Genomic DNA, 14,118 nt, shown 5'->3' with positions numbered 1-14,118 from the left:
AATTATAAATAGGGTTAAAAGTAAAAAAATACTAGTTTGATATGAATTATAAAAAAATGCTACGAAAAACCAAAAACATAAATAAAAAATAACTCCAAGTGGATGATTCAATAAAGCTATATAGCTAGAATTAATAAATTTTTTAAACATGAATATTTTTTATTTTTTTAAGTAAAATTGATATAAATCCTTCAAAGTCAGGTAAATTTAAATCCTTAATTTTTCTTTGCTGTTTTCCCCACATACATTCAGGAAAAAAACCATCTTCTTTAAAACGTGCCATAACATGAAAATGCACTCTTGGTACATAGTTTGCAAAGGAAGCTATGTTGATTTTTTCTGGGTTATAGTACTCTCTAAGGCTTAATTCACAAGCTAAAACATATTGAAAAAGCATATTTTGCAAAAAGGCTGGGCAATCACTTAATTCTCTGTAATTTTCTTTAGTAAAAATTTTCACCCAAGGAATTTGAGAATTTTCTTTTTCTATAAATAAATAATCATTTTCATAAATCATACTAACCCTTAAGAAAAGACTAGGATATTCCTAGTCTTTTGATTATTTTTTTGGTCCTATCATTTTTGTAGGATCTACAAATTTGGCAAAGTCTTCTTCACTTACCAAGCCAAGCTCCATAGCACTTTCTTTTAAAGAAATACCTTTTTTGTGAGCATTTTTAGCTACTTTAGCTGCGTTTTCATAGCCAATGTGTGGGTTTAATGCAGTCACTAGCATTAAAGAATTATGTAAATTATGATCTATTTTTTCTTTATTTGGCTCTATGCCAACAGCACAGTGGATATTAAATGAATGCATAGCATCAGCTAATAAATCAAGGCTTTGTAAAAAATTATAAATAATCACAGGTTTAAAAACATTAAGTTCGAAATTTCCTTGGCTTGCTGCAAAACCAATAGCTGCATCATTTCCCATAACTTGCACTGCAACCATAGTTAAGGCTTCGCACTGAGTAGGATTAACCTTACCTGGCATGATAGAACTTCCTGGTTCGTTCTCAGGTATGTTTAACTCTCCAAGACCACATCTAGGGCCACTTGCTAGCCATCTAATATCATTTGCTATTTTCATTAAATTTGCAGCTAAGCCTTTCATAGCTCCATGGGTAAAATTAATAGCATCATGGCTTGTTAGTGCATGGAATTTATTTGGACTTGAAACAAATTTAGTGCCTAAAAGCTTGCTTAATTCCTCGCTTACTTTTTCACTAAGTTCTGGATGTGCATTTAATCCTGTGCCAACAGCTGTCCCACCTATTGCAAGCTCTCTTAATGTAGGCAAAGAAGCGATGATTTGCTCTTTTGAGTGAAGTAACATAGAAAGGTATCCACTAAATTCTTGAGCTAGGGTAAGTGGTGTAGCATCTTGAAGGTGAGTTCTTCCTATTTTAATAATCCCTTCAAATTCTTTTACTTTCTTTTCAAAAGTCGCAATAAGCTCATCTAAAGCAGGGATAAGTTTTTTTTCTACTTGTTCTACTGAAACTATGCTCATAGCAGTTGGAAAGGTATCGTTTGAGCTTTGGCTCATATTTACATGATCATTTGGATGAACAAGTTTTTCTTTTCTAAAATCACCACCCATAATTTCAGTAGCACGATTTGCTATAACTTCGTTCATATTCATATTACTTTGAGTGCCTGAACCTGTTTGCCATATTGCTAGTGGGAAATTATCGTCAAATTTTCCTGCTACAATTTCATCGCAAGCTTGCACAATAGCATTTTTTTTAGCATCATCTAATTTGCCAAGTTTGTTATTTACTAAAGCCAAAGATTTTTTAAGATTTGCAAAAGCATAAATTAAAACTTTTGGCATTTTTTCACAACCAATTTTAAAATTTTCAAAACTTCTTTCAGTTTGTGCACCCCAATATTTATCATTAGGAACTTTAATCTCTCCCATAGTATCGTGTTCGATTCTATATTCCATGGCTTTTCCTTGTAATAAAATAAGATATGATATTTAAACCAAATAAACCCTAAAGTTTGCTTATAATTTAAGAAGTATTTATAAAATTTTTTAAAAAAGTGTAGTTTTTTCAAAACTACACAAAATATTTATTCTACGGTAACACTTTTTGCTAAATTTCTTGGCATATCTACATCATTACCAAGTCTTATAGAAACTTCTAAGGCAAGAAGCTGTAAGATCACCATCATTTCAAAAAATTCACACATATAGTGTTCTTGTTTTGAAGTTCTTATAAAATCATCGCTTAAATCAAAATCAAGTGGAGAAATAGCAAGTAGGGTAGAATCCCTTGCAGCTAATTCTTCTACATTTGATTTGGTTTTTTCATAAAGGCAATTTTGCGGCATTAGTGCAACGGTAAAAAGCTCGCTATCTGCTAGAGCAATAGGCCCATGTTTCATTTCACCTGCTGGATATCCTTCAGCGTGTAAGTATGAAATTTCTTTTAATTTTAAAGCTCCTTCTAATGCTAGTGGATAAAATACATCTCTTCCTATAAAGAAAAAGCCATGGCCATGTAGGTATCTTTTTGAAATTCTGTGTACTTTTTCATGCAAGTTTTGTTCAACTTTAACTATACTTGGCAAGCTTCTTAGAGCTTTGATTTCTTTACCCATATCTAAATTTGCTTTTTGTGCAAGATAGATTGCAAGCATCCATAAAGTTGCTACTTGAGTGGCAAAAGCTTTAGTTGAAGCCACACCTTTTTCAATGCCCGCTCTAGTAAGTAATGATATATCAGCTAAACGCACGATATTAGAATTATCCACATTACATATTGCTAAAGTTTTAACTCCTTGTGCTTTTGCTATTTTTAAAGCTTCAAGTGTATCAGCCGTTTCACCGCTTTGAGAGATTACTATAAAAAGAGTATTTTTGCCTATAATGGCTTCTCTGTATCTAAATTCACTTGCTACTTCAACTTTAGTTTTAATCTTTGCAAGTCTTTCAAGCAAATAAGCCCCACTTAATGCTGCATGATAGCTTGTGCCACAAGCACAAAGTGTTATTTCATCTATGTTTTGCAAAAGAGTTTCATCTATATCTTCAAAAACAATCTGCTCACCTTGTAAGCGTCCCATTAAAACTTCGCCTAAAACTCTACTTTGCTCATAAATTTCTTTTTCCATAAAAAATCTATAACCATCTTTTTGAGCATAACTTTTATCTTGACTTAAGGCTACAAAAGCAGGTTGTATGCAAGCTTGATCATGGCAAATTTTGCATTCGTTTAAATTCACATATCCATAATCTCCATCTTCAAGATAAGCTACTTTATCTACCAAAGAAACTAAAGGTGCATCACTTGATGCAAAATAATATTCATTTTCATCGCCATTTTTTCCGATAATGAGTGGCACTGCATTTTTAGCAAAATAAATTGTATTAGGATCTTTTTTACTTACAAGCAAGATTGCAAAAGCACCTTTTAGTTCAGCTATAGTTTTTTTAAAAGCTTCAAATGGTTCTAAATTGCTTGCATAGTATTCAAATAAATGTACAATAACTTCAGTGTCAGTTTGACTTAGAAAATTAATACCTTCTTGTGTGAGTTTTGTTTTTAATTCTTGGTAATTTTCTATGATTCCATTATGTATTACGCAAGAGTATTGTCCTAAATGTGGATGAGCATTTATTTCAGTTGGTTTTCCATGAGTTGCCCAACGCGTATGGCCTATAGCAAGTCCAAAGCCATCACTATTAAAATTAGCAGTTTTATTGGCTAAATTTTCTAATTTTCCAACCGCTTTAAAAAAGTCTAACTCCCCATCTTTCATTACTGCTATGCCAGCGCTATCATAACCTCTATACTCAAGCTCTTTTAAGCCTTCTAATATGATTTTTTTCTTTTCTTTGGTTCCTATATATCCTACTATTCCACACATCTTTTACTCGCTTATTAGTGATTTAAGAATTTGATCTTTATGATCTTGCAAGCTTTCATTTTTATGCAAAATCAAAACATTTCGCGTTCTTTCTTTTATGGTTTGAATTTTTGCTGCGCTTAAGATAATATCATATCTTGCAAGCACATCCATCACATAAGCCATTAAACCTTTTTGATCTTTTGTGTTTAAGGTTATTTTGGCATAGCTTTTGGAATAATTCATATCTAATTTTAATTCATCTTTTTTAATGTTTGGTTTTTTTGCCTTTTTTTGTACTTTTAAATGTAATTTAGAATTTAGTAAATTTTCTAAACTTTGTTTTTGAGTATCGCTTACTATATCTGAATATTCAAATTTCAAATAAACTTTTTCATCAAATAATTCAAAGAAGCTCATAAAGATTAAATTCAAAGAACTTAAAGTATTGAGTATATTTTCAAGATTGTTTTTTCTATTCATTATAAGTTCTAGGGTAAAATTATCTTGATTATCAAGCCAAAAAGTAAAATTTTCTTTTTGTGTAATTTGTGTTATTTTAATTATTTTTTCAAAACTATTTTTTATAAAAAATAAATTGGATTTAATATGAGTAATATTATTTTGAGTTTGTTCATCAAGATCTAAAAAAGCCTTACTTCTTTTTAGGGTTTGTTCTTTTTTTACTCTTCTTTGGCTCTCATCAATTAAATTCTCATCCTCAAAGCCTTCTAATGCATTTTGGAATAATCTTTCTAAACTTTTATAATAAAAATGATTTTCTATACCCAAAGCTTTAGCATTGCAAAAAGATAAAAGATGTAAGGTTTTTAAGGTATTTATATCATTTAATTTGGAAATAAAATTTAAAACAATAGTAGAATTATAAATATCTTCTTTTTCTATAATGTCTTTAAAAGCATTAAAATTTTTATACAATCTTAAGCCAAAATCTAAAAGCTCATTATCAACTTGGAATTTTCCTACATAAGCTCTGTAAATATTTGCTAAAGAAATTTCATTTTCTTCATGAATAGCACTTAAAAGTATGGTGAGTTTTATTATTAAAAGTGTATTTTCATCAAAGCTATAATCTTTTTCTTCAAAGTATTTTAAGCAAAGTAATGCTCTATCTAATGCACTATAAACACCTTCTTCTTCAAGCAAGAATTTGCTTTGAGTAAGAGGTTTGCAAAAATCTTTTAAAATATTAGCATCAGCAAGAAGTTTTAAAAGAGCAAAAGAATGCTTTCTTTCTAAAATTTTCTTGAATAATTCTAAATTTTCATCTTTATTTTCTGCTCTTCTTAGTGTAAAAATGAGTTTGATATCAAAATTATAATCTTTATCATCTAATTTTAAAAGTTGATTTAATATCGAGTTTAGGTTTTCACTCTTACTAGAATAAGTAAAAAAGCTATTTTGTGTTTCATAAAGCTTACTATCTTTATAGTGTTTTTCTTGGATACACCTTGCTAAAAATTGCGTATAAATTCCACAAGTTTGCATACATTGCATAGCTTTTTGAATAAGTATGGATTTAAGATCTAAATTTTTCTTTTCTTTTTTTTGCATTAAGTTGGCAAGTTCTTGTGAATTTTGTATTAAAAATAAATTAGTGTTTTTACCTTCTAAAAGATTCATTGCACATTTAAGTGAAAATAAAAAATCACTTGCAAGTTTAAATTCGCTTAATTCTTTTTCGTTGATAAAATTAAGCATATAATTTTTAGGAGAATCTTTAAATAATATACTTAAATTTTCTATATCAAGCTGCTCATCTAAACCACCAAAATTTTTATTAATATCAAATTCTTGCTTGATTAAAGGTTGATGATAAGGGTTAAATTCTTGTAAGATTTTTAAAGCAAATTCTTCTTTTAATTCATCTTGAGCTTGAGAAATTTTTTCTTTGATTTGTTTGAATAAAATTTTAGATCCACAAATATAACGATATTGTAAAATATTTTGTTTTAGTTCATTTTTAGCTATATTATAAAGTCCATTTATTTCACAAATTTGATAATTGATATTTAAATTAATATCATTTAATGAAGTAATAAATGCTTTCATTAAAGGCTTGATATTATAAGCTTTTATATCTTTATAAATAAGTAATAAATCAACATTTTCTTTTATACTTAAATTCATTTTAGCATATTGTTTAATAGCGATAATACAAAAAGGGAATTTATCATTATGCGGAAAATAATCATCAAAAAAATCATTCAAAACAAGCTCGTAAACATCTTCTATAAAACGATCAATTTCTTTAGAATGGTAAAAACTAAACGAGCCTTGTTTTAAAAAAAGTCTAGAGCAATAAGCTTCATAATCTTTTAAAGAATTTTTTAATTTTTGAATTTTTTGTATATCCATAACTTGATAATAATCCTTATTTAATTTTACTAGTATCATACCAAAAATACTTTGTATTAAATTTTAAGTAAGTTAAAATTATAATTGTAATTTAAATTTAAAAAATGGTAAGAACATGCAAACAATTATAGAAAAACTAGAAAATCAAGAAAGATTAAATGAAGAAGAAGCTAACAAGCTTTGGGATTTAGAGCTTTTTACTTTAGGCAAATACGCACAAAGAATTCGAACTAATTTGCATGGTAAAAAGGTTTATTTTAATATCAATCGCCATATTAATCCTACAAATATATGTGCAGATACTTGTAAATTTTGTGCTTTTTCAGCACACAGGAAAAATCCTAATCCTTATACTATGTCGCACGAAGAGATAATGAAAATAGTTGATGAAACAGTTTTAAGAGATACAAAAGAAATTCATATCGTTTCAGCACATAATAAAAACACTTCATGGCAGTGGTATTTGGAAATTTTTAAAATGATTAAAGAAAAATATCCATTTTTACATATTAAAGCCTTAACTGCTGCTGAGATTGATTTTTTAAGCAGGGCTTTTAATATGAGCTATGAAGAAGTGATAGAAAAAATGCTTGAATATGGCGTTGATTCTATGCCAGGTGGCGGGGCTGAAATTTTTGATGAGGAAGTTAGAAAAAAAATTTGTCATGGTAAAGTAAGTAGTGAAAATTGGTTAAAAATTCATAAACTTTGGCATGAAAAAGGCAGACAAAGTAACGCCACAATGCTTTTTGGGCATATAGAAAGTAGAGAAAATAGAATTAATCATATGATAAGATTGAGAAATCTTCAAGATCAAACTGGTGGTTTTAATGCTTTTATTCCTTTGGTTTGGCAACAAGATAATAGTTTTATTACAGGTAAAAAACCGCTTGGCTCGGTAGAAATTTTAAAAACCTTAGCTATAGCAAGGATAGTGCTTGATAATATTAAAAATATTAAAGCTTATTGGGCAACTATGGGTATAAATTTAGCTATGGTAGCTCAAGATTTTGGTGCAAATGATTTAGATGGTACTATAGAAAAAGAAAGCATACAAAGTGCAGGTGGCGCAAAAAGTTCAAATGGCTTGAGTTTAAAAACTTTTATAGAAATGATTCAAAGCTCAGGCTATATAGCAATAGAACGAGATAGTTTGTATAATGAATTAAAAACTTATTAAGGATAAAAATGGATTTTTTTAAACTTAAAGAACATAATAGTGATGTAAAAACTGAAATTTATGCAGGTATTGCTACTTTTTTAGCAATGATTTATATTATACCGGTTAATGCAAATATTATGAGTAATTCAGGTATGCCACTAGAAGCTTTAATTGTCGCAACTGCTTTAGTAACTATTATAGCTACTACTTTTAGTGCTTTTTTCTCTAATACTCCTGTGGCTATGAGTGTGGGTATGGGGCTAAATGCGTATTTTACTTTTAGTGTGTGTAATACCTATCAAATTCCTTGGCAAAGTGCTTTGGGAGCTGTGTTTTTATCGGGTATTGTTTTTACTTTATTATCTTTTACTAATTTTAGAATTTGGGTGATAAAAAGCATACCAAATGATTTAAGAAAAGCCATATCAGCAGGTATTGGAACCTTTATAGCCTTTATGGGACTTGTGCAAATGGGGATTATCACCAAAAGCGAAGCAACCTTAGTAGGTTTGGGCGATTTTTCAAGCACTAAAGTGCTTTTTGGATTGTTTGGCTTGTTTTTGGTTTTTGTTTTTTGGGCTTGGAGGATTAAAGCTGCGTTTATTTTAGCTGTTTTTGTAAGTGCTTTGTGTGCTTGGATTTTTGGTATTGATGGAGCTAAATTTCCTGAGCAACTTTTATCTTTACCAGTTATTAGTGGAGATAATGGTTTAAGTACTATATTTGGTAAGCTTGATATTAAAGGAGCTTTAGAGCTTAGCATGATTCCTATAGTACTTACTTTTTTTGTTACTCAGCTTTTTGATAGTGTGGGTACAATCACAGGTGTAGGCTCAAGAGGAAAAATCTTTGATGATCCAAAGCAAGGTGAGAAAAAATTAGGTAAAACCTTGGGCGCTGATGCGGCAAGTTCGGCTATGGGGGCGGTTGTTGGAACTTCTACTGTAACTGCTTTTGTGGAAAGCTCAGCAGGGGTAGAAGCAGGAGGTAGGACAGGACTTACAGCTTTAGTTACTGCTATATGTTTTGTTTTTACTTTATTTTTACTGCCAGTATTTAAAGCCATTCCTGCAAATTCTATTTATCCTATTTTGGTGCTTGTTGGTGTTTTAATGTTTATGGAAGTTGCAAATATTAATTTTAAAGATAAAGCTATAGCAGTAAGTGCGTTTTTTATTATCATCATGATGCCACTGACTTACTCTATTACTACAGGTTTTGCTTTTGGATTTATTGCGTATTTATTTATGCGTATCATGCAAAAAGAATTTGATAAAATTAATCTTGGTATTATTGTATTAAGTGCGATTTCATTGCTAGTATTTTTATTACAATTTTTATAGGAAGTGATTATGTATTATTATGCTTATGAAGAATTTCAAAAAGAAATTATTCCTTTTACACGCAAAATTAAGGAAGAATTTAATCCTGATGTATTACTTGCCATTGCAAGAGGTGGTATGACTTTGGGTCATTTTTTAGCAGAAGGTATGGGTAATAGAAATTTATTTTCTTTAAATTCCATTCACTATGAAGATACCCAAAAGTTAGATACGATTAAAATTTTTAATATCCCTGATCTTAATTCATATAAAAAAGTTCTTTTGGTAGATGATATTATAGATAGTGGTGAAACTATGATAGAAATCAAAAGAGTTTTAATGGAAAAATATCCTCATTTAGAACTTAAAGTAGCAAGTGTTTTTTATAAACCTTCAGCGTTATTAATCCCTGAGTTTTATATAAAAGAAGCTAAAGAGTGGATTGACTTTTTTTGGAGTATTAAAATTTAGTTTTAAATCAAATACAAATGTTATAATATTATTTTGACTTTATTTTGTTAAGAAAGGATGTCTTATGAGTTTAACAAGAAGAAAATTTCTAAAAGGACTTGCTGCTACTTCAGTGATTGCTTCGGTTAATCCTTTAATGGCTGCAAGTGAGGGAACTAAATTTTATGATACTAAAAAAATTCCTCACGCAACTCACTTTGGTGCTTTTTGGGCTGAAGTAAATTCAGAGGGAAAACTTGTAAAAGTTACACCACAACAATCTGACAAACATCCTTCTATTATCACTGATGCTATCATTGATAGAACTTATTCAGATACTAGGGTAAAGTATCCTTGTGTTAGAAAAAGTTTTTTAGAAGGAAAGAAAAGACCTAAATTAAGAGGTAAAGAGCCTTTTGTAAGAGTAAGTTGGGAAAAAGCTTTAGAGCTTGTATTGCAAAAATTAAAAGAAACTCCTATTGAAAATTTATTTAATGCAAGTTATGGTGCTTGGGGGCATGTAGGTTTATTGCACAATTGTAACTCAGTAGCAGGAAGATTTTTTAATACTGCTTTAGGTGGTCATATCGGCACTGATGGAGAGTATAGTAATGGAGCTGCTGGTAAGGTTAATGCTAGTATAGTAGGGGATTTAGAAGTTTATTCTTTACAAACTTCTCATGAGGTTATTTTAGAAAATACTCAAGTTTATGTTTTATGGGGAGCTGATCTTTATAAATGTAACCAAATTGACTTTAAAGTTGCAAATCGTGGTAATGATGAGTATTATAAAAAATACAGCAAATCAAATATCAAATTTATTACTATTGATCCTCAATACACTCAAACAGCAGAAATTTTAAATGCCCAGTGGATTAAAATTCGTCCAAATACCGATGTAGCTTTAATGCTTGGTATGATGAATTATTTATACAAAAGTGGAAAATACGATAAAAAATTCATTGAAAAATATACTGATGGTTTTGACAAATTCTTACCTTATTTACTTGGAAAAACTGATGGTATTGATAAAACTCCAGCTTGGGCTGCAAATATTACCGGTGTTGAAGAAAAAGTTATTACCGCATTAGCAGATACTTTTGTGAAAAATAGAACTTTCTTAGCAGGTAACTGGGCTATGCAAAGAGCGCACCATGGTGAACAAGCTGATTGGACTTTAATGGTTTTAGCTTCAATGATAGGTCAAGTAGGTTTACCTGGTGGTGGATTTGGTTTTTCAATGCACTATTCAGGTGGTGGACAAGCATTTTCAGGTGTAAGATTACCAGTAGGCTTACCACAAGGTAAAAATAATCTTGATACTAATATCCCTGCAAGTAGAATTTCAGAAGCAATATTAAATCCAGGCAAAACAGTTAAGTTTAAAGGTAAAGAGATTACCTATCCAAAAATCAAAATGATGTATGTAGTAGGTGCTTCTGTATTGGGTCATCATCCAGATACAAATGAGCTTATTAAAGCTTTAAGAACTCTTGATACGCTAATTGTACATGAGCCTTGGTGGACGCCTATGGCAAAAATGGCTGATATTGTATTGCCTTCAACTACAACTTTAGAAAGAGATGATATTAGTTTTGGTGGTTCTTATTCTCAAGATTATGTTTATGCTATGAAAAAAGTAATTGAGCCTTATTTTGAAAGTAGAAATGATTATGATATTTTTGAAGAATTGGCAAAAAGAATAGGTGAAAGAGAGCATAAAAAATTCACCGGAAATAAAACAAAAGAGCAGTGGCTTGAAGGTTTTTATGGCAGAAGTGATTGTCCTTATTATATGGAATTTGCTGATTTTTGGAAACAAGGATTTATTCATTTTGAAGCTCCAAAAGAAGCTTATAATTTCGTAAGACACTCTGAATTTAGAGCTGATCCTGTGGCAAATAAACTTGCAACAGAAAGTGGAAAAATTCAAATTTATTCATCAAAATTTGAAAAATATAACTTGGAAGACTTTAAAGCACATCCAACTTGGTTTGAACCAGCTGAGTGGTTAGGTAATGAAAAATTAGTTAAAAAATATCCTTTCCATTTGTTAAGCCCGCATCCAAGATATAGAGTGCATTCTCAGCTTGATAATACTTGGGTGAGAGATTTGTATAAAATTCAAGGTAGAGAGCCTGTGATGATTAATACAAATGATGCTAAAAAACTTGGTATTACACACGGAGAAGTTGTAGAAGTATATAATGATCGTGGATCGCTTTTAGCAGGGGCTTTTGTAACAGATAATATTATGGAAGGGGTTATTAGTATCCAAGAGGGTGCTTGGTATGATCCTGAAGATGTAAGCGATAGCAAGCCAAGATGCAATGCAGGTCATGTAAATGTTTTAACAAGTTCAAGACCAACTTCAACTATGGCTCAAGCAACTAGTGTTAATACTTGTCTAGTGGGTATTAAAAAGCTAAAAGAAGTTATAAAACCTTATAACTCAACTACACCACCAGAAATTATAGGAGCTTAATAATGAAGAAGATTATATTAGTATTGACTTTTTTAGCTAGTGCTTTATTTGCTAAAGATATGTTTATTTTTAATGAAAAAGTAGATCTTTTAGATAGTGCTAGTAAAAAAGTGGTAGGGCAAATTTATGAAGGCTCTAAAGTAGAGCTTATAAAAGAAGAGGGTGAATATTCTTTGATTAAAGTTAAAGGCGAGGTTGTGGAGACAAATCCAAAAAGCCTTGCTTATACTAAAGATGGAATTTATCTTTTGCTTACTTTAAATGCTAAAAATGCAAGTAATGAAATGGAATTTTTAGTTAAAAGTAAAGATTTAACCGATCAAGAAATTCTTGCCTGGGATGAGATAGAATTAACTTATTATGATACTTGTACAAGTTGTCACGCAGCGCATAAACCAAAAGAACATTTAATGGAAGAATGGGATGCATACTTATCTGCTATGCAAGGTTTTGCAAAAATTACTGATGCAGAAAAAGATAGAATTTTAAGATTTTTACAATCTCATGCAAGTAATGGACCTGTAAAACTTGACTAATCAAAAATGAAAAGGTATTTGCTAGCCGTTTTATTTTTTGATTTTTGTGCTTTATTGTATGGCATAAGCACTTTATCTATAAGCTACAACGAAGCACAAATTTATTTTTATGATCATAGCTTAATTGCTATGATCGCTAGATTAGGCACCACTCTTTTTGGTCAAAATGACTTTGGATTAAGACTTCCTTTTGTTTTATTGCACTCTTTAAGCTGTGTTTTATTATACATTTTAGCTTTAAAATACACCAAAACTTCTTTTGATGCTTTTATTTCTGTGGTGCTTTTTATATTGCTCCCTGGTAGTGTAGCTAGCGCTTTACTTATCAATGAATCAAGTATTGTGATATTTTTTACACTTTTAATTTTAGTATTATTTGAATATAAGAAAATATTTTTATTTTATGTTTTACTAGTTTTAGTTCTTTTTGTAGATGGAAATTTTGCAATTTTATACTTATCTTTTTTCTTTTTTGCTATTTATAAAAAAGATAAATTACTTATTATATGTTCTTTGATTTTATTTGCTATCGCAATGAGTGTTTATGGATTTGATGCAAGTGGAAAGCCTAAGGGGTATTTTTTGGATACTTTGGGTATTTTTGCAGCTTGTTTTTCGCCTTTGATTTTTCTTTATTTTTTTTATGTTGTTTACAGAATTCTTTTACAAGATGATAAGCCACTTTTATGGTTTATTAGTGCAAGTACTTTTGTTTTTTGTTTAATTTTTTCTATAAGACAAAGACTTTTTTTAGAAGATTTTTTACCTTTTTGTGTGGTTTGTACGCCTTTGTTGATTCGCTATTTAATGTCTTCTTATCGTTCAAGAATGCCACAATTACGCCTAAAACATAAAATTTTTATAGAATGTTCTTTGATATTTTTATTATTTTTTTATCTTGGTATTATTTTCAATCAAAGTTTTTATTATTTATTAAAAGATCCTAAAAAACATTTTGCCTATGATTATCACATAGCTAAAGAATTAGCTCTAAATTTAAAACAACACAATCTCACACATATTGCTACACAAGATAAAGAACTAGCCTTAAGACTTAAATTTTATGGTATTTCCAAAGGTAAGCTAGAACTTCATTCTAGTAAAAAAGCTAGTAAAATCTATGTTAGTTTAGGTAAGCATAAAGTATATTATTTTATAAAATGAAACAAGCTTTTACTTTAATAGAACTGGTTTTTGTTTGTATAGTATTATCCTTATTATTTTCTATGGCTTATGTTTATTATAAACCTGATTATTTGCGCTTGGGGGCTGAGCAAGTTTTAAATGATATTAAATACACAAGACATTTAGCTTTAATGCAAAATGATTTTAGAGTTAAAGAATTTAATATTGCTAAACGAGAGTGGTTTAAGGCTAAATGGCAGCTGTATTTTATACGCTCAAAATCTGCCACTAATAATGAACAAACCTATACCATTTTTTTAGATAAAAACGGCGATGGCAATGCAAACATAGGTAAAAATATGATCAATAAAGACAGAGAAATAGCTGTTGATCTTATCAATCCAGATATATTAATGAACTCAGGTCAAAGTGGAGTGATAAATCAAAATGATTTCAAAGCAAATTTAAAATACAATATAGAAAAAACTTATGGTATATCTAAAGTTTTATTTGAAGGTGTTTGTAAAGGAAGTACGCGTTTAGTTTTTGATGATTATGGTCGTTTATATACGCCTTTAAAAAATGCTACACGTGCTTATGATAAACTTGCTTCTTTTAATAATGATTGCATTATAAGATTATCTAATAATCAAAATGAGCATATATGCATTATTATAAATCCCATTAGTGGCTATGCTTATATCCCTAAATTTTCTTCAAATAAATCACAAAATATTATACTTAATAATAAAAACACCTACTGTCATGCCTTATAAGATATATTGATGTTGTATCACCCTG

11 protein-coding genes are annotated in these 14,118 nt (G+C 29.7%); 7 read left to right on the top strand and 4 right to left on the bottom strand.

Going from position 1 to position 14,118, the window contains the following annotated elements:
• Window positions 1-142 precede the first annotated feature (142 nt).
• The 4 genes from L8V79_RS03310 to L8V79_RS03295 all read right to left on the bottom strand — a co-directional run bounded on the left by L8V79_RS03310 (window position 143) and on the right by L8V79_RS03295 (window position 6,237).
• Window positions 143-517, bottom strand: a complete 375-nt coding sequence (locus L8V79_RS03310) for an HIT family protein (protein ID WP_263702466.1) — start codon at window positions 515-517, stop codon at window positions 143-145.
• A gap of 42 nt (window positions 518-559) precedes the next feature.
• Entirely contained in the window at window positions 560-1,951 is a 1,392-nt protein-coding gene (fumC, locus tag L8V79_RS03305) for a class II fumarate hydratase (RefSeq protein ID WP_263663843.1), read from the bottom strand.
• A gap of 128 nt (window positions 1,952-2,079) precedes the next feature.
• On the bottom strand, window positions 2,080-3,879 hold the full coding sequence (glmS, locus tag L8V79_RS03300; RefSeq protein ID WP_263702465.1) for a glutamine--fructose-6-phosphate transaminase (isomerizing): 1,800 nt from the start codon (window positions 3,877-3,879) through the stop codon (window positions 2,080-2,082).
• Between the two features lie 3 nt (window positions 3,880-3,882).
• The gene (locus L8V79_RS03295) at window positions 3,883-6,237 is read right to left on the bottom strand and encodes a nucleotidyltransferase (protein ID WP_263702564.1); all 2,355 of its coding nucleotides are present in this window, start codon (window positions 6,235-6,237) and stop codon (window positions 3,883-3,885) included.
• Window positions 6,238-6,352: 115 nt separating this feature from the next.
• Between L8V79_RS03295 and mqnE the strand changes: the two genes are divergently transcribed.
• The 7 genes from mqnE to L8V79_RS03260 all read left to right on the top strand — a co-directional run bounded on the left by mqnE (window position 6,353) and on the right by L8V79_RS03260 (window position 14,093).
• The gene (mqnE, locus tag L8V79_RS03290; protein WP_257933294.1) at window positions 6,353-7,417 is read left to right on the top strand and encodes an aminofutalosine synthase MqnE; all 1,065 of its coding nucleotides are present in this window, start codon (window positions 6,353-6,355) and stop codon (window positions 7,415-7,417) included.
• 8 nt (window positions 7,418-7,425) lie between these two features.
• Window positions 7,426-8,742, top strand: a complete 1,317-nt coding sequence (locus L8V79_RS03285) for an NCS2 family permease (protein WP_263702464.1) — start codon at window positions 7,426-7,428, stop codon at window positions 8,740-8,742.
• A 9-nt stretch (window positions 8,743-8,751) separates the two neighbouring features.
• The gene (locus L8V79_RS03280; RefSeq protein ID WP_263702463.1) at window positions 8,752-9,192 is read left to right on the top strand and encodes a phosphoribosyltransferase; all 441 of its coding nucleotides are present in this window, start codon (window positions 8,752-8,754) and stop codon (window positions 9,190-9,192) included.
• A gap of 64 nt (window positions 9,193-9,256) precedes the next feature.
• Window positions 9,257-11,656: a molybdopterin guanine dinucleotide-containing S/N-oxide reductase gene (locus L8V79_RS03275; protein ID WP_263702462.1), complete on the top strand. Its 2,400-nt coding sequence runs from the start codon at window positions 9,257-9,259 to the stop codon at window positions 11,654-11,656.
• Between the two features lie 2 nt (window positions 11,657-11,658).
• Window positions 11,659-12,192, top strand: coding sequence for a hypothetical protein (locus L8V79_RS03270; RefSeq protein WP_149062121.1), 534 nt, complete (start codon window positions 11,659-11,661; stop codon window positions 12,190-12,192).
• A gap of 6 nt (window positions 12,193-12,198) precedes the next feature.
• Window positions 12,199-13,356, top strand: coding sequence for a hypothetical protein (locus L8V79_RS03265; protein ID WP_263702461.1), 1,158 nt, complete (start codon window positions 12,199-12,201; stop codon window positions 13,354-13,356).
• Complete coding sequence (locus L8V79_RS03260) at window positions 13,353-14,093, top strand: Tfp pilus assembly protein FimT/FimU (protein ID WP_263702460.1); 741 nt, start codon at window positions 13,353-13,355, stop codon at window positions 14,091-14,093. Before L8V79_RS03265 ends, L8V79_RS03260 begins: the two co-directional genes overlap by 4 nt.
• Window positions 14,094-14,118: the final 25 nt, after the last annotated feature.

The organism is Campylobacter sp. IFREMER_LSEM_CL2194, assembly GCF_025771685.1.
Taxonomy (GTDB): Bacteria; Campylobacterota; Campylobacteria; order Campylobacterales; family Campylobacteraceae; genus Campylobacter_D.
Note: the sequence above shows the minus strand (reverse complement) of the source record. Positions and strands in the feature narration are given on the sequence as shown.